Annotated in this window: 18 protein-coding genes and 1 pseudogene; 2 read left to right on the top strand and 17 right to left on the bottom strand. The window is 74.1% G+C overall.

Annotated features, from left to right (window positions below; translation table 11 throughout):
• Position 1 precedes the first annotated feature (1 nt).
• Positions 2–3244 carry an FtsX-like permease family protein gene (locus AC0B9F_RS04185; protein WP_471998666.1) on the bottom strand — a complete coding sequence of 1081 codons (3243 nt, stop codon included), beginning with the start codon at positions 3242–3244 and terminating at the stop codon, positions 2–4.
• Positions 3245–3434: 190 nt separating this feature from the next.
• On the bottom strand, positions 3435–3848 hold the full coding sequence (locus AC0B9F_RS04180) for a globin (RefSeq protein ID WP_471998665.1): 414 nt from the start codon (positions 3846–3848) through the stop codon (positions 3435–3437).
• Positions 3849–3965: 117 nt separating this feature from the next.
• On the opposite strand from AC0B9F_RS04180, the pseudogene AC0B9F_RS04175 reads away from it, so the two are divergent.
• Positions 3966–4064 (top strand): annotated as a pseudogene (locus AC0B9F_RS04175) (methyltransferase domain-containing protein); the annotation flags it as partial.
• Positions 4065–4075: 11 nt separating this feature from the next.
• Here the strand turns inward: AC0B9F_RS04175 and AC0B9F_RS04170 are convergent.
• The 14 genes from AC0B9F_RS04170 to AC0B9F_RS04105 form a co-directional block, all read right to left on the bottom strand.
• Positions 4076–5752: an FHA domain-containing protein gene (locus AC0B9F_RS04170; RefSeq protein WP_471998664.1), complete on the bottom strand. Its 1677-nt coding sequence runs from the start codon at positions 5750–5752 to the stop codon at positions 4076–4078.
• A gap of 74 nt (positions 5753–5826) precedes the next feature.
• The gene (locus AC0B9F_RS04165) at positions 5827–7173 is read right to left on the bottom strand and encodes a vWA domain-containing protein (RefSeq protein ID WP_471999000.1); all 1347 of its coding nucleotides are present in this window, start codon (positions 7171–7173) and stop codon (positions 5827–5829) included.
• A gap of 114 nt (positions 7174–7287) precedes the next feature.
• Positions 7288–8733: a PP2C family serine/threonine-protein phosphatase gene (locus AC0B9F_RS04160; protein ID WP_471998663.1), complete on the bottom strand. Its 1446-nt coding sequence runs from the start codon at positions 8731–8733 to the stop codon at positions 7288–7290.
• Positions 8734–8736: 3 nt separating this feature from the next.
• Positions 8737–11337 carry a serine/threonine-protein kinase gene (locus AC0B9F_RS04155; RefSeq protein ID WP_471998662.1) on the bottom strand — a complete coding sequence of 867 codons (2601 nt, stop codon included), beginning with the start codon at positions 11335–11337 and terminating at the stop codon, positions 8737–8739.
• On the bottom strand, positions 11334–12647 hold the full coding sequence (locus AC0B9F_RS04150) for a hypothetical protein (RefSeq protein ID WP_471998661.1): 1314 nt from the start codon (positions 12645–12647) through the stop codon (positions 11334–11336). Before AC0B9F_RS04150 ends, AC0B9F_RS04155 begins: the two co-directional genes overlap by 4 nt.
• Positions 12648–12702: 55 nt before the next feature.
• Positions 12703–13728, bottom strand: coding sequence for a glutamate ABC transporter substrate-binding protein (locus AC0B9F_RS04145; protein ID WP_471998660.1), 1026 nt, complete (start codon positions 13726–13728; stop codon positions 12703–12705).
• Between the two features lie 29 nt (positions 13729–13757).
• On the bottom strand, positions 13758–15149 hold the full coding sequence (locus AC0B9F_RS04140) for a hypothetical protein (RefSeq protein ID WP_471998999.1): 1392 nt from the start codon (positions 15147–15149) through the stop codon (positions 13758–13760).
• Between the two features lie 301 nt (positions 15150–15450).
• Positions 15451–16431 carry an N-acetylglucosamine kinase gene (locus AC0B9F_RS04135; protein ID WP_471998659.1) on the bottom strand — a complete coding sequence of 327 codons (981 nt, stop codon included), beginning with the start codon at positions 16429–16431 and terminating at the stop codon, positions 15451–15453.
• Positions 16422–17687 carry a 6-phospho-beta-glucosidase gene (locus AC0B9F_RS04130; RefSeq protein WP_471998658.1) on the bottom strand — a complete coding sequence of 422 codons (1266 nt, stop codon included), beginning with the start codon at positions 17685–17687 and terminating at the stop codon, positions 16422–16424. The genes AC0B9F_RS04135 and AC0B9F_RS04130 overlap by 10 nt, the downstream gene beginning before the upstream one ends.
• 6 nt (positions 17688–17693) lie before the next feature.
• Positions 17694–18584: a carbohydrate ABC transporter permease gene (locus AC0B9F_RS04125; protein WP_471998657.1), complete on the bottom strand. Its 891-nt coding sequence runs from the start codon at positions 18582–18584 to the stop codon at positions 17694–17696.
• A gap of 3 nt (positions 18585–18587) precedes the next feature.
• Positions 18588–19529 (bottom strand): carbohydrate ABC transporter permease, encoded by a 942-nt coding sequence (locus tag AC0B9F_RS04120; RefSeq protein ID WP_471998656.1) that lies wholly within the window; start codon positions 19527–19529, stop codon positions 18588–18590.
• Positions 19530–19531: 2 nt separating this feature from the next.
• Positions 19532–20875 carry an ABC transporter substrate-binding protein gene (locus tag AC0B9F_RS04115; RefSeq protein ID WP_471998655.1) on the bottom strand — a complete coding sequence of 448 codons (1344 nt, stop codon included), beginning with the start codon at positions 20873–20875 and terminating at the stop codon, positions 19532–19534.
• Between the two features lie 163 nt (positions 20876–21038).
• Complete coding sequence (locus AC0B9F_RS04110) at positions 21039–22250, bottom strand: ROK family transcriptional regulator (protein WP_471998654.1); 1212 nt, start codon at positions 22248–22250, stop codon at positions 21039–21041.
• Between the two features lie 222 nt (positions 22251–22472).
• Positions 22473–23567 carry a mechanosensitive ion channel family protein gene (locus AC0B9F_RS04105; protein ID WP_471998653.1) on the bottom strand — a complete coding sequence of 365 codons (1095 nt, stop codon included), beginning with the start codon at positions 23565–23567 and terminating at the stop codon, positions 22473–22475.
• A gap of 318 nt (positions 23568–23885) precedes the next feature.
• Between AC0B9F_RS04105 and AC0B9F_RS04100 the strand changes: the two genes are divergently transcribed.
• The gene (locus tag AC0B9F_RS04100) at positions 23886–24422 is read left to right on the top strand and encodes an HNH endonuclease (protein WP_471998652.1); all 537 of its coding nucleotides are present in this window, start codon (positions 23886–23888) and stop codon (positions 24420–24422) included.
• Between the two features lie 270 nt (positions 24423–24692).
• Here AC0B9F_RS04100 and AC0B9F_RS04095 read toward each other — a convergent pair whose 3' ends face one another.
• Positions 24693–24944, bottom strand: coding sequence for a hypothetical protein (locus tag AC0B9F_RS04095; protein ID WP_471998651.1), 252 nt, complete (start codon positions 24942–24944; stop codon positions 24693–24695).
• Between the last annotated feature and the right edge of the window lie 29 nt (positions 24945–24973).

The following is a 24973-nucleotide window of genomic DNA, read 5'->3' as shown; positions in this document are numbered from 1 at the left end:
CTCACTCACCTCCCTGTTCCCGCAGCGCCGACGCGGGGTCCGCGCGGCGCAGCGACAGGACCACGGAGACGGCCAGCGGGACGACGGCGACGGCCGCGAGCAGGACGGCGACCTGCCCGGCCGGCAGCTGCACCAGGACCTCCGGGAGCGGCCGGGCGGCCTCGGCGGTGAGCACGATCAGCGGGATCACCGCGCGCGTCAGCACCGCGCCCAGCGCCGCGCCGACGGCCAGGGCCAGCACCACCAGCACCCCGTGCTCGGCGGCGATCATGCGGGCCAGGCGGCGGCGCGGGGCGCCCAGCGCGCGCAGCACCGCGAACTCCGCGTCCCGCTCCCTGAGCGCCCCGGCCGCGCTGACCGCGAAGCCGACCGCGGCCAGAGCGGCGGCGACCACGGCCGCCGCGGCGAACGCGGCCTCGGGCCCGGCGCCGAACGGGTCGTCGCGCAGTTCCCCGGCGATCTCCGCGCGCACCACGACCTGCGAGGGGTCGAGGTCGGGCCAGGCCCGGACGGCGGCGGCCACCTCGGCCGGGGCGCCCGTGTCCAGCCACCACTCGGTGGGCGTGACGCTCGCGCCGTAGCGGGCCTGGAGCGCCTGGTCGACGGCGCGCAGGTCGACGAGCAGGGCGCCGCCGCCCTCGGCGTCGCCGGTCGCCGGCAGCTCCCGCACCGTGCGCACGATCCGCACCGGCACGCTCTGGCCGCCGAGGACGGCGTCCACCCGCTGCCCGACGCCGGCACCGGTGGCGGCGAGGAAACGGTCGGTGGCCACGCCCGTGACCTCGGGCGCCGGCGGCTGCGCGACCCGCATGCGGACCGTGACCGCGGCGGACAGCCAGCGGTCGCCGGCCGGCAGGTAGCCGGTGGAGTAGGTGAGGGTGGGCGGGGCGGTGGACGCCAGGCGCGGCCGGGACGGGAGGGAGCCGTCGTCGGGGCCGGCGACGGTGCCGTCGGCGCGGGACACGGCGGTCCACGCGGTGGGCAGCTCCAGCCGGCGGCCGGTGCCGTCGGCGGCCGTGGCGGTCAGCGCGTCCAGCGTCAGCCGGTGCTGCTCGGCACGGCCGCTGGGCTGGGCGATGACGAGCTGCACGCCGGTCAGGGCGAGCGGGCCGCGCGCGCCGCCGAGGTCCGGGGTGAGCGGGTGCGGGCGGCCGTCGGCGGGCAGCCGCCCGGACGGCAGCTGGTACGGCACGCCCCACCGGTCCTCCAGGGTGAGCGTCACGTCGGCGCCGCCTTCGGGGTCGGAGCTGTGCAGGGTCGCGGTCAGCCGCAGCCGGGCGGTGCCGGCGGGAACGGCCACGCCGGTCGACGGCCCGGCCGGGGCGAGCCCGGCGAGCAGCGGCCGCACCGGCCGGTCGGCCAGGTCGTGGCGCAGCAGCAGGGTGTCGGCGGCGTGCGCGGTGTCCAGGGCGAGGACGGTCGCGGTGCGGTTGTCCGACAGCGGCAGCGCGGTGCGTACGGCGGGAGTGGCCGAGGTGACGTCCGGCAGCGCGGCGAGCTGCTCGGTGCGGGCCGGGCCGGCGTCCCCGGCGGCCGTCACGCGCACCGGCGCGCCGGCCCGGAAGTCGGCCTGGTCCTGCTGCGAGCGGTTCCAGGAGGCGCCCTGGCCGATGGCCAGCATGCCGAGCGCGACGGCGAGCACCAGCAGCAGCATCGGCCCGGCGCCGCGCATGGGGCGGCGGCTGAACTGCCAGCCCGCCAGCGCGGTCGCGAGCCCGCGCCCGCCGGTCGCCCGGCGCTCGGCGAGCCGGGCCAGCGGCGGCAGCAGCCGCAGGGTGAGCACGGTCCCGGCGAGCAGGGCCAGCGCGGGCGCGGCGACCAGCAGCGGGTCGATGCCGAGGGCGCCGGTGCGGTCCGTGCCGACCGCGGCGCGGGTGGCCAGCTGCCAGTACGCGAGAGCGGCGATCGCCAGCAGACCCAGGTCGGCGCCGGCTCGCAACGCGCCGGGCAGCGCCCGCGCACGGCCGGCGCGCTCACCGCTCGCGGACAGCGCGGGCACCGTCACGGCGAGCGCGCAGCCGAGGGCGACGCCCGCGGCCACCAGCCACACCTGCGGCCGGCCGGCGGCGGGCACGTCCAGGCGCAGCCCGATCCGGGCCAGCGGCCCCCGCCCGGCCAGCAGCCGGGTCAGCGGTCCGGCGAGCAGCGGCCCGCACAGCGCCGCCGGGACGGCCGGCAGCAGCGCCTCCAGCGCGGCCAGCGAGGCGAGGCGGGCGCGGGAGGCGCCGCGGGCCAGCAGCAGCCGGGTCTCCGCGGCGCGTTCGGCGCTCAGCAGCCGGGCCACCAGCAGCAGCGCGCAGGCGGCGAGCAGGGCGAGCAGGAGCGCGACGATCAGCAGGGTGGAGCGGGAGACCAGCAGCGAGCGCTCGATGCCGTCCAGGACTGCCGGCAGGGAGGTGACCGCGGTCGTCGCCCCGGCGAGGGCCGGGGCGGAGCGCACGGCGGCGCCGGCGCGGGCCGCCGAGGAGCGCAGCGCGTCGAGACGGCCGGTCGTCAGCGTGGAGAAGTCGGCGGTCACCACCCACGCCGACGGGCCGGCGCTCACCGCGGCGCCGGTCAGCACGTGCGGGTCGGCGAGCAGCGGGCCGTAGGTGGTGAAGTCGGTCTTCTTCACGCCGCGCCCGCCCACGTCGTCCAGCCGCCAGTACGGCGCGGCGGCGTCGGCGGGCCGATACACGCCGGTGATCCGCACGCTCACCGCCTTGCCGCCGAAGCGGTCGGCGAGGGTGAGCCGCGCGCCGGGCTTCAGGCCCAGGCGCCGCGCGGCCGCCTGCGGCAGCGCCGCCTCGCCGCCCCCGGTGCCCGCGCGGGGCGCGCGGCCCTCGGTGAGCCGCACCTGGGACGGGTCCAGCGCGGCGAAGTACGTCAGATCCGGGTCGCCGGAGCGCTCGGCCGGCGGCTGCACGGAGCGGGGCAGCGCGTACGGGCCGGACCGCACCAGCGTCCGCACGGTCACCGGCAGCCCGTCGAACGCGGTGCGCGCCGCCCGGCGTACGGCGGTGTCGGCGGCGCCGCGGCCGCCGGCGGGCACGTCGGCCTTGACGACCAGGGCGGCGTCGGCGGCGTGGGCGGGCTGGGCCAGCGCGTGGCGCAGGGCGGCGTCGCCGATCGCACCGGCGTAGGCGGTCAGGCCGGTCAGGACGGAGGTGGTGAGCAGGACGGTGAGAGTCGCGGCGGCGAGCAGCAGACGGTGCGCACGGGCGCGCAGCAGCACGAACCCCGCGAGCCCCCCGAACCCCGCCACCCCCGGCCCCCCGCCGTTGTTGTCCAGACCTGTCGGCGATGTTGTCAGAGGGGGCAGACGCGGGAAAGCGGTTGTTGACGCAGCTTGACCGGATCGTGACCGGAATTCGGCGTGCTACGACCGGAATGCGGGGCTCACCGGGCCGGGAAGGGCCGGGTCGGCTCGGTGTGCGATCGCCCGACGGGTCGGCTCAGCCAGGGGTGTTGATCATCGAGGCGGCGGCGTAGGTGAGGTAGTTCCACAGCGTGCGCTCGTGCTCCTCGGGCAGGCCGAGCTCCTCGACGGCGACCCGCATGTGCTTCAGCCACGCGTCGTGGGCGGCCTGGTCCACGGTGAACGGCACGTGCCGCATCCGCAGCCGCGGATGGCCGCGGTTCTCGCTGTACGTGGTGGGACCGCCCCAGTACTGCATGAGGAACAGCGCCAGCCGCTCCTCGGCCGGACCGAGGTCCTCCTCCGGGTACATCGGCCGCAGCAGCGGATCCTCCGCCACCCCCTGGTAGAAACGGTGCACCAGCCGGCGGAAGGTGTCCTCCCCGCCGACCTGCTCGTAGAACGTCTGCTCCTGAAGCGTGCCGCGCCGAATCTCTGTCACGCCTCCCATGCTCTCAGACGCGAGGACCGAGGCCGGAAGACCTAGGACCGGGCTGGCTGGGATGGGGAGGGGTCCGCCGGTGATCCCGCGCGCTTGGCTCGGCCAGTGCCGCCCCGGCGGCCGGATCAGTCCATGCCGGCCCGTGAGCGCTACGGCCTCACGGGCGGTGGCGAGCGCCAGTGGAGGTGGCTGGACGATCCGGAGGGGCCGTATGTGTGGCCCCTCCGGGAGTCCGCTCAGCCGCGGCGGATCGTGATGGTCGTCCAGGCGCCCACGTGCACCCGGTCGCCGTCCTGGAGCGGGACCGGCACGAACGGCTGGATCGGCTCCTCCGAGCCGTTGACCGTCGTGCCGTTCGTCGAGTTCTGGTCGACGACGGCCCAGCTGCCGTCGGGCTGCTGCACCAGCATCGCGTGCTGATGCGAGACGCCCGGGTCCTCCGGCGGCACCGACAGGTCGACGTCGGGCGTCTCGCCGGTGGAATGGCGGCGACGGCCGATGGTGATCTGGTTGCCGGTGAGGGTGCGCTGCTGCTCCGGCGAGTACGCGGGCAGGTTGAGCCCCGCAGCCTCCGGGCCGGAACGCTGCATCATCGCCATGAAGTACTCGCGGTCCGGGCCGATGGTCGCCGTCCACGTGACCGGTCCCTGCGGCTGCTGCGGGAACCCGGGCGAGGGCGGGGCCTGGGCGGCGCCGGGCTGCGGGTAGCCGTAGCCGCCGGGGTCACCGGGCCTGCCGGGGCCGTTCGGGCCGGCCGGCGCGGGCGGGGCCTGGGTGGCACCGCCCTGCGGGTAGCCGTAACCGCCCGGACCGTTCGGGCCGGGCTGCGCGGGGCCTCCGGGACCGCCGGGGCCGTTGGCGGGGCCCGACGGCGGGGAGATCACCCAGTCGTCGCCGCCGCTGCCGAACGACGGCCCGGACGGGGCCGGGGGAGCCGACGGGCCGGGGCCCTGCCGGAACGCGGGCGGCTGGAAACCCTGCGGGGCGCCGGGGCCACCGGGACCACCGGGACCGCCCGGAGCCGCGCCGGGGCCGGCCGGCGGGGTCGGGCCGGGAGGCGGGGGCACGGGGCGCGACGGGTCACTGCCGAAGGGGAAGGGGGCGCCGGAGCCGTTCGGGCCACCGGGCGCGCCGGGACCGCCGGGACCGCCGGGACCGTTCGGACTCCCGGGGCCGCCGTGCGTCACCGGGCCGCCACCGGGCTGTCCTGCCGGAGCACCGGGGGCACCCGCACCGAACGGGCCACCGGGCGCACCCGGACCGCCGGGACCGCCCTGGCCACCGGGACCCGAAGGGCCACCGTTGCCGCCCGGACCACCCGCGCCGAAGGGACCGCCCTGGCCACCGGGACCACCGGGACCGCCCGGACCGCCCGCGCCGAAGGGGCCGCCCCGCCCCGACGGCTCGCCGCCGAACGGGTTCGGGGGGATCGGCTCGGCAGGACGGTTCATCTGCGACGGGCGTGAGCTCTGGTAGTCGAAGGAGTCACCGCCGCCGAAGGACGGCCCGGGACCCTGCGGGAAGCGCGGCGCGCTCGGCGCCGACGGGCGCGGCGGCGCGGCCGGCGTGTACGTGGTCGCCGTGTTGGTCAGGAAGTTCCACCGGCACTCCTCGCAGAACGGCGCCCCGCCCTCGCGCGGCGTACGGCACTGCGGGCACAGCTCCGGCTCCGGCTCCGGCACGGAGGACAGGTGCCGTCCGCCCTGCTGGCCGCCGGGGTGACCACCCTGCTGGCCGCCCGGGTGACCACCCGGCTGACCGCCGGGCTGTCCGCCCGGCGGGGGCGGCGGGAAGCCGTAGCCGCCGGCGGGCGGCGGCGGAGGAGGCGGAGGTACGGCACCGGCCATGCGGTGACCGCAGACCTCGCACCAGTCGTCGGAACCCGACTGGTGTCCGTTCGGGCAGGTCGGCATGTCGGTGCGTCCCTTCGTTCCTGCTGGGTCACGTCTTCAGTGGTCGTCAGTGGGCTTCAGTGGTCTTCAGCGCGTCACTTCTTTACACGAACAGTCTTTGTCGACCGGGTTTCGAGCGTCATCTCGTCGGCCTCCGCGACCTTCGCCTTCAGTCGCACAGTACCGTTCGCCGCGTCGACCACGTCCACCACCTTCGCAAGCAGTTTCGCAGTATCCGCGTTCCCGGAGGCACTCGCGAGCTGAACGGCGCGACCCAGTTTGGCCGTTGCTCCATCCATATCGCCCGCTTTGCGAAGATCAAGCCCTTGCTGGATGGCCTGGGCCAGTTCGGCCTGCCCGGTGTAGTGGGCGACCTGCGGGTTGAGGGAGGTGGAGGCGACCAGGTCGTCGGTCCACACGGCCCGCACCAGACCCTGCGCGCCCAGGTTCTGCGCACCGCCGTCCGGTTGCGGGATCACCAGCGAGACCCGGGCGGCCAGCATCTCCTGGCCGAGGTGCGCGGCCGGGACCTCGACGCACAGGTGGTAGTCGCGGGACTCGTCGCCCCAGGAGCCGGTCGGGTAGTCCCCGGCGCGCGGTCCGGCCTCGGTACGGCGACCGGTCAACTCCTCGACCGTCGGCGCGACTTGCTTGACGAACTTGATGGTCGTGCCCACCGGCGTCCACACCCGCAGGGCGACGTCGGCGACCTCCTTGCCCATCGCCGTCTCCATCATCCGCGTGAAGTCGGCGGCCAGGCCCGCCGGATCGGCGACGATGTCGGCCGTGCCGAGCAGGGCGGAGGCGATCCCTGTGACTTCTTTCACTTCCCAGTCGGTGCCCACGCCCCGCGCGTCACAGGTGAACCGTCCCGCGCAGTGGTCGAGGGCCGCCTTCAGATCGGCGGGCGACTCGTGCTCGTTGCGGCCGTCGGTGAGCAGGATGCCGTGGCGGATGGCGACGTCCGCCGACGACAGCAGCGTCTCGGCGAGCCGCAGCCAGGTGCCGATCGCCGTGCCACCGCCCGCGCTCAGCCGGCGCAGCGCCTGCTTGGCCTGCTCGCGGGTGGTGGGGTCGGCGACCGCGAGCCGCCCGCCGCCCGGGTAGACCTCGGTGGCGACATGGGTGCCGCCGACCACCGCGAAGTGCACCCCGTCCCGCAGCGTGTCGATCGCGGCGGCCGTCGCGTCCCGGGCGTTGCGCATCTTGGTCGGCGGGTAGTCCATCGACCCCGAGCAGTCCACCATGAGCGCCACCGCCGCGGACGGACCGTGCCCCGCGGTGAACTGGTGCGGTGCGCTCACCGCGCTGCCGACCGTGCCGCCGCCGGTCGCGGTGACCGTGACGACGGCGTTGACCTCGCGGCCGCCGTCGGGCAGGTACTCGTTCTGGTACACGTCCACCGAGAACCGCGGCGCCGTGGACTTCGAGAAATTGGCCATGCCTGTTCGCATCCCCCTCAACACCCGCATGGGTGTGGACCGGACGCGGACCGGTCCCCTCCGGCCCGCTGTCTTCCCCGTGCGAGGCCCCCCGGGTGGTCCGGTGCGCGGGCCTCAGGCCGATCCTGCCCCCTGAGGCGGCGCGGGGAACGGTACGACGGCCACTGTTACGTTGTCGTGGCCGCCGCCGTCCAGGGCGTGCCCGACGAGGACCCGCGCGCTGTGCAGCGGGCGCACGGCGGCGTCGAGCGGGACGACCTCGGCCATCTCCTCCGCCGCCTCGGCGTAGTTCCACAGCCCGTCCGTGCAGACGACGACCACGCCCGGCCGGTCCGGCTTGTAACTGGCGGTGTGCGGCTCCAGTTCGTAGGCGTCCGCGCCGAGCCAGCCGGTGATCGCGTGGGCGCGCTCGTCGGCGTACGCCTCCGCCTCGCTCATCAGCCCGGCGGCGACCATCTGCGCGGCCCAGGAGTCGTCCTCGGTGAGCCGGGCCGGGGGTGCGCTGCGGTCGGCCGGCACCCAGTAGACGCGGCTGTCGCCGACCCAGCCGACGACCAGCAGGCCGTCCGTCACGACCGCGCCGACCAGGGTGCACGCGGGCGCGTTCTGGTGCGGGGCGTGCTCGCGGGCCGTCTCCGGCTCGTCGGCCAGGGCGTTGACGGCCTGCGAGGCGGCGACGATCGCGTCGTGCATCGCCTGCTGCGGGTGCGTGCCGCGCGGCAGGGCGGTCAGCAGCGCGTCGCCGGCCGCGCGGGACGCGGCCAGGGAGGCGTCGTCGGGGCGGGTCGCCGAGGACACGCCGTCGCAGACGATCGCCACGGCCGCGGGCGAGCCGTCGGGCAGCGCGGTGGTGGCGAGGGCGAACGCGTCCTCGTTGCGGTGGTGGCGCAGTCCGCGGTCGCTGACGGCGGCCACCGGACCGGACTCCTGTTCCATGTGGTCGCGTTCGCGGGGCTGGGCGTGCCCGCAGTTCTCGCAGTAACCGTCGCTGTCCACCCGGCCCGCCCGGCAGGCCACGCACACCGGGGCGTCCGGCGCGGTCGCGGCGGGCGCCTCGGCCGCGCGCGGGTCGGGCGCCTGCAACGCGTACTCGTCGGGCTCGTCCGGCCGGTCGAAGCGGACGCCCGTGGCGGGCGCCTGCGCGGGCACCACCGGGGGCGCCGCCGCCGGGGCCGGCGCGGGGGACGGCGAAGGGACCGCGGGCGGCGTCTGCGGCGCCGGGCCCGGGAGTACGCCGCCGCCCGAGTCCGTGCTCGGCAGGTCCGTCGGCAGATGCACCGCGGGCGGGGTGTCCGCGCTGCCCGGCTCGGCCGCGTGCGGCCACGGTTCCGCCGTGCCGGGGCCGGGACCGGTCGCCGTGCCGGGGGCCGGCTGCGCTGCCGTGCCGGGGGCCGGCTGCGCTGCCGTGCCGTTCACCTGGATCGCCGGGTGCTCGCGCGGAGGCGCCGGCACGGCGGACAGGTCGTATCCGCACGCGCCGCAGAAACGGTCACCCGACTCGAGCGGCTCCGCGCAGCTCGGGCAGTTCGACAGGGCTGCCTGCTGGGGCATCTGCGACATCAACTACACCCACGTCCGGGGGCGGTAACGGTTGGCACGTTCCACCAGGTCGATCCTCTCCTCGCCGCCGGGCGCGAGCCGGGCCAGCGTGCGGTACGAGCGCTCCAGACCGAAGCGCAGCCCGCGTTCGTCCAGTTCGCTGCCGAGCAGCACTCGCCGGGCGGCCGGCGTGCCGCCCTGGCCCCCGGAGAGTATCCAGTCCAGGGCGCACCCGAGCACTTCGGTGGCCAACTGCTCGCGCCGCCCCGGGTCCAGGCCGTACGCCTGCAGCGCCTCGACCTGCGCCGCGGCGGCCGTCAGGTCGTCCAGAAACGCACTGTCCGCGGCGGTCGCCGCGCGCTGCCGCAGACGGGCCCGGACCGCCGCCACGCGGGCGGCCGTGTAGTGGATGGACGCCTCCGGCACCGACTCCAGCGTGTGCACGGCACCCGCGCGGTCACCCGCGGCGAGCCGCACCCGGGCCAGGCCGAACGCGGCGCTGACATGGCTCGGGTCGGTCGCCCACACCAGCCGGTAGTACTCGGCGGCGTTGTCCAGCTGGCCCAGCACCTCCGCGCACAGGCCGAGCGCGAGCTTGGGCGCGATCTCGCCGGGGAAGGCGTCGTAGACCGCGTCGAAGGCGAGCGCGGCGTTCTCGTGGTCGCCCGTCACCAGCGCGGCCACGCCCCGGTACCAGACCACCCGCCAGTCGTCCGCACGTTCGTCGTCCAGCTTGGCCAGCGCCATCCGCGCCGCGTCGAAGTCGCCGTTCTCCAGCCAGGCGCGCGCCTGCCGCAGCCGGGTCTCCACCGAGGCCGCCGGCGCGGCGGCGAGCGCGTTGAGCAGCTCGGCCGGCGCGGAGGTCATCAGGCCTGCGAGGAAACCGGCGTTGGGGTCGCCCGGGTCGACGTGCGGCACGGGCAGGGCGAGCGCGGCCGCACGGATGTCCACCGGCCGCACCAGCGCCGCGGGAACACCGGCCCCACCGGCAGCAGCGGCAACACCGGCCCCGGGGACAACAGCCGTACCGGCCCCGGGGGCGACAGCCGTACCGGCCCCGGCGGCAACGACCGCACCGGCACCGGCGGCCCCGAGACCCGCCGCCCCCGCCACCGCTCTCCGCCGCCGGCGCACCGCCCGCGCCCCCAGCCGGGACACCTCCACCGCGAGCCGCGGGAACAACTCCGTGTCCGTGACCTTCACTTCGGGACCGAACAGCGTCGACAGCGCCGGGCGCGGCCGCCCCGTCTGCAGCGACACCACCTCGCGCAGCACCCCGGTGAGCTGCTCGGCCATCTCCTGCGCGGAGGCGAACCGGCGGGCCGGGTCCGGGTCGGTGGCACGCACCAGCAGCCGGTAGAAGGACTCGTACTGGCGGAAGACCTCGATGGTGTCGGGGTCGGGCAGCGAGTCGGCGTAGACGGTGGTGTACCCCTGGAAGTCGAAGGTGAGGACGGCCAGCGTCCGGCCGACCGTGTACAGGTCGCTCGCCACCGACGGGCCGACCTCGGCGACCTCGGGCGCCTGGTAGCCGACGGTGCCGTAGATCGCGGACTCGTCGTCGTCCACGCGGCGCACGGCGCCCATGTCGATCAGTTTCAGCTCGTCCTCGGTCTGGATGGCGTTGTCGACCTTGAAGTCGCAGTACAGCAGGTTGCGGCTGTGCAGATGACCGAGCGCTTCCAGGGCCTCGATGCCGTACGCGCACGCCTGCTCCACCGGCAGTGGGTCGCGGCGGCCGTCGGGGGTGCGGCGGGCGTTGGCGATCTCCTTGAGGGACTTGCCGCCGACGTACTCCATGACGATGTAGCCGTCGAGGGAGCCCGTGCGCTGGTCGAGGTGCTCGACAAAGTTGTAGATCCGCACGATGTTGGCGTGCTCGATCTCCGCGAGGAAGCGCCGCTCGGAGATCGCGGCGGCCATCGCGTCCTGGTCGCCGGTGTCCAGCAGGCCCTTGAGCACCACCCACCGGTCCGCGACGGCCCGGTCCACGGCGAGGTAGATCCAGCCGAGGCCGCCGTGCGCCAGGCAGCCCACGACCTCGTACTGGCCGCGCACCACGTCCCCGGGCTTCAGCTTCGGCACGAACGAGTACGGGTGCCCGCACTTGGTGCAGAACCCCTCGGTGCGGCCCGGCCGGTCGCCGCGCGCCCGGCCGACCGGCGCCCCGCAGTCCGAGCGGGAGCAGAACCGCTTGCGCTCGGGCACCTCCGGGTTGTCCAGCACCATCGCGCGCGGGTCGGGCCGCGGGATCGGCGGCACCTGCACCAGGCCCGCCCCGAGCCGGGAACGGGCCGAGGAGGCCGCGCCCGAGCCCGAACTGCGCACCGACACCGAACGGCCCGTCGACTTCCCCGACAGCGAGCGCGACAGCCGCCCCGACACCGAGCGCCGCGACTTCGACGACTGCGACGACGTACGGGAGCTGCGCGCGCTGCGGCTGCTGGAGGAGCCCCGCGAGCCCCGGCCGCCCGCGGTGATCCCGGTCGGCGCCGACCCCACCATGCCGGTCGGGGAGACGACCGGCGCAAGACCGCAGGTGTCGCAGTACAGTTCGCCGCCGCCGACGTCCTCGTACGACCCGTCGCAGCCCGGCCGCTGACAGCTCTGCCCCGCGCGGCTCATGACGACTCCCCTCTGACGTCCTGCGACCTGCTCTGCTGCTCCGGCACCCGCGGCGCCGCGAACGCCTCGGCGGCCGCCTGCTGGTAGCGCAGCACGGCCTGTTCGGCGACGCGCAGATCACAGGGCGCGCTCCACAGCATGCGGCGCGCCTTCTCGTACCGCTCGACCAGCATCGGGTCCTCCGCCAGCCCGTGCCGGGCCACCTTCGCCTTGTAGGCGTCCAGGCGGCCGCGCAGCTCGGCGCGCACCGCGAGCGGCGCGGTGACCGCGCTCAACGACTCGCGGGCGCGCAGCAGTTCGTCCTCCGCCCGCTGCTCCAGCGACTCCAGCAGCGGCGACAGGCGGTGCCACTGGGCCTGCCGGCGGTACTCGGCGGCGGTGGCCAGTTGCTCGTGCAGCGCGGTCGGCGGGCCGCTGACCACCGGCACCTCGGTCGCCGCGATCTTCGCCAGCACCTCGCCGCGCGCGGTGCGGGCCTCGGCGAGGGTGCGGTCCGCGCGGGAGAGCACGTCCCGCAGCCGCACCAGCCGCTTCTCGGCGTCCTGCCGGACGGTCAGCACGGCCTCGATCTCCCGGCGCACCTCGTCCAGGGCGCGCGCCTCACGGTCGTAGACCGCGGTGTCCGGGCGGCCGCCGCCGGGCGCCGAACTGCCCTGCGCGGGGAGCCAGTAGGCGAGCGGATCGGAGATGACCTGTTCCCGCAGCTTCGTCAGCGTGCGGGTGATGCGCTCCAGGTCGTCGCCGGCCGGGTGCTCGCCGGGGCGCACCCCGACGGAGTGGGCGAGTTGCCGGGTGCGCTGGAGTTCGGCGGCGAGTAAATCGATACGGGCGGGCAGCGCCGACCACACCGCGTCGGCGGCGACGACCATGTCCAGGCCGGCGGCGTACAGCTCGTTCATCCGGTCGACCAGCTCCGCCAGCGAGTAGCGCTCGCTGAGTTTGCCCGAACCGCCCTGCCCTGCGGGGGCGTCGGCGACGGTCACGCAGTCGCCGCGCAGCAGCTCGGTCAGCTCCACCAGGTCCTCGCGGCTGGACCAGCGGCGCCGCGAGCGGATCTCCCGGGCGGTGCGCAGGGTGGCCGTGTACGCGTCGAAGTACGTCCACAGCAGCGTGATCGACGCCTCCGTGGCGATCCAGCGCTCACGGGTGACGCCGGTCAGCTCGGCGCCCTCCAGGAGCCTGCGGCCCGCGTGGTCCTGCAGGGCCAGCAGCGACGTCTCGATCGCCTCGTGCTCCTGGCCGAGCCGCGCCAGCGCACGGTCCACCTCGTCCCGGTCCATGACCGGCCCGGCGGGGTCCGTGACGCCCATCGATCACCTCTCGCTGCTGTGTGGCTCGTTGCCGTGCTCGTGCCGGCCGCTTCTGTCAACTCGTGCGCAGATACTGCGGCGCGGGCGGTCTGGACGTCGCCGCGTCCCTCCCCAGTGTCGCCGACAGCCAGGTGCCGTACGACGTCTGCCAGCCGTTCGCGCTGTAGGCGACCAGGATGCGATTGACCCGGCGTACCAGATCGGCCGCGTCCTTCTTCATCGCCACGCCGTAGTACTCGGTGGTGAAGGCGCTGCCCTTCAGTTCGACCGTCGGGTCCTGGGCGGCCTGGCTCGCGGCGAGGGCGCCGTCGGTGACCACCGCGTCGACCTCGCCGAGCTGGAGGCGGACCAGGCAGTCCAACTGGTTGGGCACGGTGGTGGAGATGTCCGCGGAGGCGGGCAGCCGGCCCGCCTTCCGGTCGTCCGCGAGCGTCGTGTACGCCGTCGAACCGGCCGCCGTGCAGATCTTCTTGCCGGCGAGCGAGCCGTCGTAGCCCGTGATCGGCGAGTCCTTGGGGGCGAGGACCTGCTGGCCGGTCCTGAAGTACGGGGCGGAGAAGGCGACGTCCTCGAGGCGCTTGCAGGTGATCGTCATCGTGCGCACGACCATGTCGACGCCGCCGCCCTGGATCGCCTGGATGCGCTGGTTGGTGGGGATGGCCTTGAACTGCACCGCGTTCGGGTCGCCGAGCAGGTCCTGGGCGATGGCGTGCACCAGGTCGATGTCGAAGCCCTCCAGCTGCGCGCCCTTCTTGTTCGGGTCGCGGTAGCCCCAGCGGTAGCTGTTCTGGTCGACGCCGACGACCAGCTTCCCCTTGGCCTTGATCCGGGCGATGGTCGGCCCGTCCGCCGCCGAGGGCGCCAGCGTCTGCTTCTCGGGGGCCGTGCACGTCTCGGCGCGCGCCTGGGTGCCGACGGCGACCCGGGGGGCGCCGTCCGCGGCCGGAGCGCCCCCCGCGCCACCGCCGCGCTGGGTCAGGGGCAGCAGCAGCGCGCACGCCAGCGCCAGGGCGCACACGACCGCCATCGCGCCGACCCCGCCCCAGCCCCTGAGCCTCGCCCGCAGGTGTCGCAGCCTCATCGTCACGCCCCCTTCCGCCCGTGCGCCCCTCATCGGTACTCCGACAGCCTGCGGCCGATGCCGAGGACCGCGCCGGCCGCGCCCAGCACGGCGAGGACGGCGGCGCCCCACGCGAGGCCGCCCATCGCGTCCAGGCCGTCGCCGGCCGCCTGCCGGAACTCCTTCTCCTCGTGCGCCAGCGCGACGGCCAGGTTGGCGTCGACGCTGTCGAAGCACTCGCCGGTGGCGCCCTTGGCGCCGATCACGCCGTCCAGCGCCTTCTCGTACTCGCCGGACTCGTCCTCGCCGCGGGCCGCGTCATGGCGCCGGTTCCACTCCGCCATGTTGCCGACGGCCGCGGTGACCGGCTGCGCGCCGGCGGTGTCGTCGGCGAGCCGGCGCGCCTCGGTCAGGCTCTTGTCCAGGGCGGCCATGTCCGTCCGGAAGGAGGTGTCGTACAGGTCCTTGCCGTCCTTGGTCGTCTCCGCGCCGCGCGCCACCAGCGTGAGGTTCTCGTTGCTGCGGGCCTTCAGGGAGGCGATCCGCGCGTCCTGCAGGACGTTGAGGGAGCGCACCCCTTTCTCGCGGGAGGCGTTCAGGTCCGCGCGGGCGACGCTGTGGCCGACGACCAGCCACAGCAGCACCACCGCGGCCGCCGTGGTGGCGGCGACCAGACCCTGGTTGAGGACGCGGTGGGTGCGCCGGTAGTGCCGGTGCTGGGCCCAGCCCAGCGCGGCCAGCGCCAGCACGCCGAGCGCGATCCCCGCCCAGGGGTAGGGCGTGGCGCTCGCGTAGTCGGCGTTCAGCCGCTCGTTCTCCTTGGTGTACAGGTCCTCGGCCGCCGGGAGCATCTGCTGCTGCATCTTCTCGTTGGCGTACCTGAGGTAGGCGCCGCCCACCGGGAAGCCCTGCCGGTTGTAGGTGCGGGCACGCTCCACCAGGCCCTTGTACTCGGGCAGCAGCCGGTTCAGCCTGGTGATCGTGGCGGCGGCCGGGGAGCCGGGGTCGGAGCTGCCGGCGGCGGTGACCAGACCGGTGGCGGCCGTGCGGATGTCCTGCTCGTAGCGGTCGCGGGAGGCCTTGGTCTCCTCGCCGCCGGCCAGGAAGCCGCTGGAGGCGGCGGTGTTGGCGTCGGCGAGCGAGCGGTAGATGTCGGCGGCGGCCGCGCTCAGCGGCCGGCTCTTGTGCAGGACGTCGTCGGCGGCGGCCGCCCGCCCGGTGACCTGCCAGGCGGTGACCGCGCCGAACACGACCACGAGCAGCGCGAGGACGGCGCCGATGGTGCGCAGCCGGCCCGGTTCCGTGACGGCGGCCGCGCGCAGCCGCTCCACCCCCTCGGCGAACGCCGTACGCCGCGGGCGGACCGGTGCGGGGGAGCCGGGGCCCGTGACGGCCGCGGGCGCGGCGGGGCGGACGCCGGACTGCGGGGGGATCACCGGCATCGTGGGCGCGCCGGGGCCCGTCGGTGGCGCCGCGCCGCTGTGCTGCGGTTGTGTCACTGCCGACCTCCCCCATGGTCATCCGTCGCCGCAAGTATCGCTGCCGGGGCCCGTATCCGCACCGGCCGTCACCCGATCTTGATCGGATCGCAGTGTGGTGTGCGGACCGGCGCCGGATGACCCGCCCCTGCCCGTCCTGAAACTGCCCCTGCCCATGAATACGTCGGGGGAACCGGATCGGTTCCCCCGACGTCACGTACGGGTGACGGACGGTCACCCGCACCGCGGAATGTCGCGGCGCCGCTCAGCTCGCGCCGGGCGCGAAGTGCGCCCGCAGCCGCTCCTGCGCCCCGGCCGGCGCCCCCAGCCGGTCCAGACCCAGCAGCGCCGCCCCCAGCACCGGCCGCTGACGCACCACGCGCGGTACGGCCTTGGGCGCGCGCTCGGCCAGCAACTGCCGTACGCCGTCGTCGAGCCGGGTGTGCCCGGCGGCGAGGACCCCGCCGCCGAGCAGCACCGGGGTCTCCTCCGCCAGCAGGTCCAGGCGGGTCAGCGCGACCACCGCCATCGTGGTGATCTCCTCGGCGAGCCGGTCGACGATCCGGCGGGCCACCGGGTCGCCGGCGGTCGCGGTGGCGAACAGCACCGGCGTCAGCTCGTGCCGCCGGGTGTGCTCCACACGCCCCAGGTGCAGGGCCTCGATCAGCGCGTACATGGAGTCCAGGCCGAAGTGCGCGGGCAGGGTGCGGGCCAGCTCGGTGGGGCCGCCGCGCCCGTCCTCGGCGCGCGCCGCGTGCCACAGCGCCTCCTCGGCCAGGAACCAACCCCCGCCCCAGTCGCCGGAGATGCGGCCGATCGCCGGGAAGCGGGCGGTGCGGCCGTCGGGGCGCATGCCGACGCAGTTGATCCCGGCCCCGCACACCACGGCCACCCCGCGCGGCTCGGCGACGCCGGCCCGCAGGATGGCGAAGGTGTCGTTGCGCACCTCGACGGACGACCCCCACGCGCGCGCGTGCAGAGCCGCCGCCAACTGCTCCTCCTCCACCGGGAGGTCGGCGTTGGCCAGGCAGGCGGCGACATGCCCGACGGCGCTCACACTGGCACGCGCGTACGCCTCCCGCACGGCCTCGGCGAGGGTGTCCACCGCCGCCCGGACGCCGACCGCGGGCGGCCGGAACCCGCCGCCGCGGGCCGTGGCGAGGACGGCGCCGTCCGCGGCCACGACCGCCACGTCGCTCTTGCTGTTGCCGGCGTCGATGGCGAGGACACTCCCGGTCAGGCCCACGAAAGATGCTCCCGGTTGTGCGCGATCAGCCGGTCGGCGAGGGCGTCGGCGTAGGCGTACTGCCCGATCAGCGGATGGGCGAGCAGCGCGCGCACGACACGGTCGCGACCTCCCTCCAGGGCCGCCCGCAGGGCCAGCTCCTCGTACGCGGTGACGTTCGCGATCAGGCCCGCGTACAGCGGGTCCAGGCCGGGCACGGGCAGCGGTGTGGCGCCCTTGCCGCCGACCGCGGCCTGCACCTCGATCACCGCGTCGTCGGGCAGGAAGGGCAGTGTGCCGTTGTTGAGGGTGTTCACCACCTGGTACGGACTGCCCGCACCGCCCAGCAGCGCCGCGGCGAGGTCGACGGCGGCCTCCGAGTAGTAGGCGCCGCCCCGTTTGGCCAGCAGCTCCGGCTTCTCCTCCAGCGCGGGATCGCCGTACATCTCCAGCAGTCGCCGCTCCATCGCGGCGACCTCGGCCGCCCGGGACGGCTTGGTGCGCAGTTCGCCGACGACCTCGTCGTGGGCGTAGTAGTAGCGCAGGTAGTACGACGGGACGACGCCGAGGCGGTCCAGCAGCGGGCGGGGCAGGCGCAGGTCGGCGGCGATGGCCTCGCCGTGCTCGGCGAGCAGCCGGGGCAGCACGTCCTCGCCCTCGGGGCCGCCCAGGCGCACCCCGGTCTCCCAGGTGAGGTGGTTCAGACCGACGTGGTCCAGGTGCACCTCGGCGGGGGAGACGCCGAGGTGGGCGGCGAACTTGCGCTGCAGCCCGATCGCCACGTTGCACAGCCCGACCGCCTTGTGGCCGGCCTGGAGCAGGGCACGGGTGACGATGCCGACCGGGTTGGTGAAGTCGATGATCCAGGCGTGCGGGTTGGCGCGGCGGACCCGCTCGGCGATGTCGAGCACGACGGGCACGGTGCGCAGCGCCTTGGCGAGGCCGCCCGCGCCGGTGGTCTCCTGGCCGACGCAGCCGCACTCCAGCGGCCATGTCTCGTCCTGTTCGCGGGCCGCCTGGCCGCCCACCCGTAGTTGCAGCAGCACCGCGTCCGCGCCGTCCACACCGGCGTCCAGATCGGCGGTGGTGACGACCCGGCCCGGGTGGCCCTGCCTGGCGAGGATACGGCGGGCCAGGCCGCCGACCAGTTCCAGCCGTTCGGCGGCCGGGTCGACGAGGACCAGTTCCTCGACGGGGAGGGTGTCCCGCAGGCGTGCGAAGCCGTCGACGAGTTCGGGGGTGTAGGTCGAGCCGCCCCCTACCACGGTGAGTTTCATATGCGGTTAACCCTTCACTCCGGTGAGCGTGACGCCCTCGACGAACGCCTTCTGGGCGAAGAAGAACACGAGGATCACGGGGGCCATGACCAGCACGGTGGCGGCCATGGTGAGGTTCCAGTCGGTGTGGTGCGCGCCCTTGAAGGACTCCAGCCCGTAACTCAGCGTCCACGCGCCGGGGTTCTCGGAGGCGTAGATCTGCGGGCCGAAGTAGTCGTTCCAGGCGTAGAAGAACTGGAAGAGCGCGACGGCGGCGATGCCGGGCCTCGCCATCGGCAGCACGACCCGCACGAGCGTGCGCACATCGCCGCAGCCGTCGACTCTCGCCGCGTCCAGGTACTCGTTCGGGATGGTCGTCAGGAACTGCCGCAGCAGGAAGATGGAGAACGCGTCACCGAACGCCATGGGGGCGATCAGCGGCCACAGGGAGCCGGACAGGTCGAGCTGCTTGGCCCAGAACAGGTACATCGGGATGACGACGACCTGCGGCGGCAGCATCATCATCGAGATCACCAGCATCAGCGCCAGATTGCGGCCGCGGAAGCGGAACTTGGCGAGCGCGTACGCGACGGGGATCGAGGAGACGACGGTAAGGATTGTTCCCAGTCCCGCGTAGAACAGCGTGTTCCGCCACCAGGTGAGGAAGCCGGGGGTGTCGAAGACCTTCCGGTAGTTGCCCCACTCCCAGGTGTGCGGGACCAGGTCGCGGCTCAGCGCCTGGCTGTCGCTCATCAGGGAGGTGAGGAACACGAACACGAACGGCAGGACGAAGAACAGCGCGGCCGCGACGCCGAGGGCGTGCACCGCGATCCACTCCAGCAGGGCCCGGCGGCGGGCGGTGCGCTCGGCCGCGGGACGCACGGCGACCTGCACGGGCTGGTCCAGCACTTGGGTCATGGGTCAGTCACCTGCCTGGATCAGACCGCCGCGGCGCCGCATCAGGAACGCGGTGAACACCATCGACAGGGCGAACAGCACCAGGGCGACGACACAGGCGGAGCCGTAGTCGAAGCGCTGGAAACCGAGGTTGTAGACGAGCTGCGGGAGGGTGAGCGTGGACTTGTCCGGGTAGCCGGGCTCGAACTGGGTGCCCGCGCCCTGGATCACACCGGAGGCGACCTTCCCGGCGATCAGCGGCTGTGTGTAGTACTGCATCGTCTGGATCACGCCGGTGACCACGGCGAACATCACGATGGGGGAGATGTTCGGCAGCGTGACGAACCGGAACCGCTGCCAGGCCGACGCCCCGTCCAGCTCCGCCGCCTCGTACTGCTCGGTGGGCACATCGAGCAGCGCCGCCATGAAGATCACCATCAGGTCGCCGATGCCCCACAGCGCGAGCAGGGTGAGCGCCGGCTTGGACCAGGCGGGGTCGTTGAACCAGCCGGGCGCCGCGACGCCCGCCTTCTCCAGGACCGAGTTCACCGGGCCCGTACCGGGGTTGAGCAGGAACGCGAAGGCCATCGTGGCTGCCACGGGCGGCGCGAGGTAAGGGAGGTAGAAGAGTGTGCGGAAGACGCCCGTGCCCGTCTTGATCTTTGTGATGAGCAGGCCGACGCCCAGTCCGAAGACCACCCGCAGCGTCACCATGACGAGGACCAGCCACAGCGTGTTGCGCAGGGCGGGCCAGAACAGCGGGTAGTGCGTGAAGACGTAGGACCAGTTCTTCGTCCCGCTCCACGTCGGCGGCCGGAAGCCGTCGTAGTGCATGAACGAGAAGTAGACCGTGGACAGGAGCGGGTAGGCGAAGAACACCGCGAACCCGATCAGCCAGGGCGACAGGAAGGCGAGGGTGCGCAGCGCCGCGCGGCGGCGCTTGGACGCCAGGGTGATCGCGCTCATCGCTACTTCGCCTGCGCGATGTCCGTGTCGATCTGCGCGGCCGCCTGCTTCAGCGCCGCCCTGAGGTCGGTGACCTTGCCGCTCTCGTAGTCGTAGCCGAGCTGCTGGATCGTCACCAGGTACTGGCCGCCGTTGACGGACGCCGGCGTGGTCGTGGAGTGCGGGTTCGCCGCGATGTCGAGGAACGTCTTGAAGCGCGGGTCGTAGTGGAGCTTCGGCGACCTCAGGGCGGCCAGGGTGGAAGGAACGTTGTGGATCGCGTTGGAGAAGGCCACCACCGCGTCGGTGTCGGTGGTCATGTACTTCACCAGTTCCCACGCGGCGTTCTGTTTCGTGCTGGTGGCGGCGATCCCGGCGATGGTTCCGGTGACGTAGCCCTTGCCGTACTGGCCGGCCTGGTCGTCGGGGACGGGCAGCGGGGCCACGCCGACGTCGAAGCCGGGTTTCGCGTCCAGGGCCATGCCGAGCCGCCACTCGCCGTCGAGCTGCATGGCGACCTGACCGGTGTGGAAGGGGTGCTTGGGCCCCCACTCGTCGCCCAGCTTCGCCCGGTAGCGCTCCAGTTCGCGGAAGCCGCCGAGCTCGTCGACCAGACGCTTCTGCAGAGTGAGGCCCTTCTCGAACGCCGGGTCCCCGGCGAGGTTCGACTTGCCGGCCCCGTCGAAGTACGTCGGGGAGAACTGGCCGAGGTAGTGCTCGGTGGTGGTCTCCCAGCCGTGGTAGTCCGGCATGAAGCCGAGCTGCCGGAAGGAGTCGCCCTGCGGGACGGTCAGCTTCCTGGCGTCGGCCTCGAACTCGGACCAGGTCCTCGGCGGGCCGGCGATGCCGGCCTTCGCGAACGCCGTCTTGTTGTAGTACAGGCCGTAGGCGTCGCCGAGCAGCGGGGCCGTGCAGCGGTTGCCCTGGAACTGCGTGTACTCGTTCATCGCCTTCGGGAAGGTCCGCTCCGGGTCGATCCCCGCCTTCTTGAAGAAGGGGTTCAGATCCACCAGCGCGCCCGAGGAGCAGAACTTGCCCACGTTGTTCGTGGTGAACGACGAGATCACGTCCGGCGCCTTGGCGCCGCCCGCGCGCAGCGCCTGGTTGATCTTGTCGTCGGTCATGTTGCCGACGATGTCGACGTGGATGTTCGGGTGCGCCTTCTCGAAGCCGGCGACCAGCTCCTTGACGCCCTTGACCTCGTTCGGCGCGCTCCAGGCGTGCCAGAAGGTGATCGTCGTCTTCTGCGACGGATCGTCGCTCGCCCCGGCGCCGGACTGGCCGGTGCAGGCGGTCACGAGCAGGGCCAGCGACGCGGTCAGGGCAAAGGCCGTTTTTCGGGCGAGTGACGGTATGGCTTCGGGCATGGCGAGGCCTCCCAGGGGCGGGATCGGGAAACGAGGAGGTGCTCTGAGGGGAGCGGGTTCGGGAAGGAGGAGGTGCTCGGAGGGGAGCAGGTTCGGGAAAGGAGGAGGTGCTCGGAGGGGGCTGGGTGGCGGGGTCGGGACCGGGGCAGGCGCTCTGGCAGGGCTAGCGCGAGGTGTCGAAGACCTCGTCGCGGGTGACGGTCAGCGCGCGCTCCAACGCGCCGCGCAGGACGGGATGCTCGGTGACCTCGCCGACGACGAGCCGGGGCCGGGAGGCGGCCAGCTCCTGCAGCTCGTCCTCGATCAGGGCGCGCAGCACCTCCCCGCCGCTGGTCAGCGACGCGCCGGAGAGCACGACCAGTTCGGGGTCGAGGACGGAGACGAGCGAGGCGAGACCGGTGGCGAGCCGGGTAGCGTACGTCCGCAGCAGCAGCCCGCCCAGCACGGTCTCCTCGGCGGCGGCCCGCGCCACCAGCGCCGCCGCGACCTCGTCGTGCGGCCCCGACGGGACGTCGCTCATGCCGAGCTCGCGGGCGAGCTGGGGGACGGCCTGGGAGCCGGCCAGCTCCTGGTAGCCGCCACTGTTGGCTTTCCTCACCCCGCGCACCAGCGGGGTGCCGGGGACCGGAAGGAAACCCACCTCTCCTGCGCCACCGGTGAAGCCCCGGTGCAGCCGGCCGCCGAGGACCAGCGCGGCGCCCAGGCCCTCCTGGTTCCACAGCAGCACGAAGTCCTCGTGCCCGCGGGCGGCGCCCAGGCGCTGCTCGGCGAGCGCGACGAGGTTGACGTCGTTCTCGTACTCCACCGGCATCGGCAGCGCGGCGGCGAGTTCGTCGAGCAGGGTGGGGGAGTGCCAGCCGGGCAGGTGGGAGGCGTAGCGCAGCCGGCCGGTGCCCGGGTCGAAGGCGCCGGGGGTGCCGATGACGAGCCGGTGGACGTCGTCACGGGCCAGCCCGGCGGCCTTGACGGCGCCGTCGAGGGCGTCGGTGACCTGCTGGGCGACCGGCTGCGCGGGGCGCCGGCCGGGCGTGGGCAGCTCGTGGCGCCCGACGGTGCGGCCGGTGATGTCGGCGACGGCGGCGCGGATGCGGCCGGGGGCGACGTCGAGACCGGCGGCGTGGGCCGCGCGGGGGTTGACCTCGTACAGCTGGGCGTTGGGCCCCGGGCGGCCCTCGGCCCTGCCGGTGGCGAGCACCAGCCCGTCCGCCTCCAGGCGGGCCAGCAGTTGCGAGGCGGTGGGCTTGGACAGGCCGGTGAGCTTGCCGATGCGGGTGCGGGAGAGCGGGCCGTGCTCCAGCAGCAGGTCCAGTGCGGCACGGTCGTTCATGGCGCGCAGCACGCGAGGGGTGCCCGGCGTACCGGCGGTTCCTGCCATGGGGTGCGACACCTGCCTTTCCAGCGGGACAGCCTTCCAGTGCGCGGGGAGGGCTGTCCACCCCGCCTCCAGCACTGTTAGGAAAGTTTCCTATCGCTGCGCAGGAACGTAGGCCCGCCACAGAGGGGCCGTCAAGACACGACGCCCCCGCGGCAACGGAGTCGTTACCTGCGAGGGCGTCGGAGAGAAGGTGCCGGGCCGCTGGAAGAGACCTGCGGCCGGTTACTTCGTCGTGGTCGGCGGCGGGACCAGCGGCGTGGTCGCCTGCGCCTGCGCGGAAGTGGAATTGGCGAACGCGGACGGGGCGGCGACCGACGCCGCCGGGTCCGCGACATCGTCCTGCGCGGGAGCCGTGGCACCGCCGACGATGCGGATGTCGGCGGCGTCGAACGCGCGCTTGACGCGCCAGCGCAGCTCGCGCTCCACCGCGAGGGACTTGCCGGGCATGGTCCGGGCCGAGAGCCGGACGACCATGGAGTCGATCAGCACGCTGTCCAGGCCGAGCACCTGCACCGGGCTCCACAGGAGCTCGTTCCAGGGCTCCTCCTTGCCCATCGTCTCGGCGACCTCGTCGAGCGTGGCCTTCACCCGGTCCAGGTCCTCCGACGTCTTCACGGTGACGTCCACCCCGGCCGTCGCCCAGCCCTGCGAGAGGTTGCCGATGCGCTTGACCTCGCCGTTGCGGACGTACCAGATCTCGCCGCTGTCGCCGCGCAGCTTCGTCACGCGCAGCCCGACCTCGATCACCTCGCCCGACGCGACACCCGCGTCGATCGTGTCGCCGACGCCGTACTGGTCCTCCAGGATCATGAACACGCCGGACAGGAAGTCGGTGACCAGGTTGCGCGCGCCGAAACCGATCGCGACGCCCGCGACACCGGCGGAGGCCAGCAGCGGGGCGAGGTTGATGTCGAACGTGGCCAGCACCATCAGCGCGGCGGTGCCGAGGATCAGGAACGACGCCACCGACCTCAGTACCGAGCCGATCGCCTGCGAGCGCTGACGGCGGCGCTCGGCGTTCACCAGCAGGCCGCCGAGCGCGGTGCCGTCCACCGCCTGGACCGTACGGGTCATCCGGTCTATCAGCTTGGTGATCGCCCGCCGCACCGCCACCCGCAGTACCGTCGCGATCACCAGGATCAGCAGCACGCGCAGACCGATCGCCAGCCAGGTCGACCAGTTCTGCTCGATCCAGCTCGCCGCGTTCGTCGCGCTCTGCTGCGCGTCCTGGAGCGTGGGTACGGTCACCGACGGCGCCTCGGAACCGGAGGGCGACGGCGAGGGGCCGACGGCCCGCAGGACGGACGACAAGGACACGGTGGAAACCTCCAGGCGCAGCGGTCTGCCCCCGGCACCGGGAGGGCGGTCCCGGTCGTCAAGGTCACGGAAAGGTCACCGGAGGGCAGGAGCACCACACTAACGGGGCACGGTGTGTGCATCCGCCGGACGGCCCAAGGAGAGACCGTGCTCACCTGGGCTTGAACCGGTCACCACCCTGGGGATGATTCAGATGTGGTCGAAAACACTCCCAGCCCGTTACCGGGACATGGTGGCGCCGCCACCAGGCATGAGGGGAGACTGACTACGGATCGTCCCGGCGCGAGCCACGCGCCGCCGGCGTACAAGGAGGCATCCGTGCCGCATGTCCTGGTCCTCAACGCGTCGTACGAGCCGCTCGGCGTCGTACCGCTCCGCCGCGCGCTCGTCCTCGTCCTCGAGAACAAGGCAGTCTGCCTCGAGGAGTCCGGCGCCTTTCTGCACAGCGCAACCGTCACCGTCCCCGCACCCAGCGTGGTCCGGCTCAAGCGATTCGTGCGGGTTCCCTACCGGGGGCCCGTTCCTCTGACCCGCCGGGCGCTGTTCGCGCGGGACGGGGGCCGGTGCATGTACTGCGGTGGCGTCGCAACCAGCGTCGACCACGTCATCCCGCGCTCGCGCGGGGGCAAGCACGCCTGGGAGAACGTGGTGGCCTCCTGCCGCCGCTGCAACCACATCAAGGCGGACCGCCACCTGATCGAACTGGGCTGGCGCCTGCGCCACAAACCGGCGCCGCCGACCGGACTGGCCTGGCGCATCATCGGCACGGGCCACAGGGATCCGCGCTGGCTGCCCTATCTGCAGCCGTTCGGCGCGGACGACGCCCTGGCCCGGATCGACGGCATCTCCGCCTGACACCGACCCGGGCCCGACGCCGACCCGGGCCCACGCAGGCCCACCGCCTGACGCCGGCCCGGGCCCACGCAGGCCCACCGCCTGACGCCGTCACAGGGCCGGCCACCCCGGGAGCCCCCCTGGCCCCGGGGCGGCCGGCCCTGCGGCGCGCCGCGGCCCTGCTCAGCCACACCGCTTCCGCGCCCCCCGCGAGAAACACACCGGACACCCGCACCAGGGACAGCAAAGACCCGGCCGCGGGTGCGGCCGGGTCTGGGTGCGAGGCGTTCGTCAGGCGCGGGCCTTCGGCTTCGTCGTGCGGATCTTGGAGCGGTCCAGGACCATCACCAGACCCGTGATCACCGCGAAGATCACCAGCGGGGCGAACACGTACAGGCCCAGCGTCTCGCCGACGCTGAGGCCCTTGCCGGGGTCGTCACCGTCGTCGCGCGTGAGCGCGAGCGCGGGGGACGACATGAGCAGCATCATCAGCGTCGTACCGGCGGCCAGGGCGCCGGCGCGCAGGGCGTTCTTCTTGTCCACGGTGCCAACGTAGCGAACGCTTCCGAGGG

The sequence above is a fragment of the Streptomyces sp. NPDC097129 genome (genome assembly GCF_055668065.1).
The sequence above is the reverse complement of the archived record's forward strand: the minus strand, read 5'-3'. Positions and strand labels throughout refer to the sequence as shown.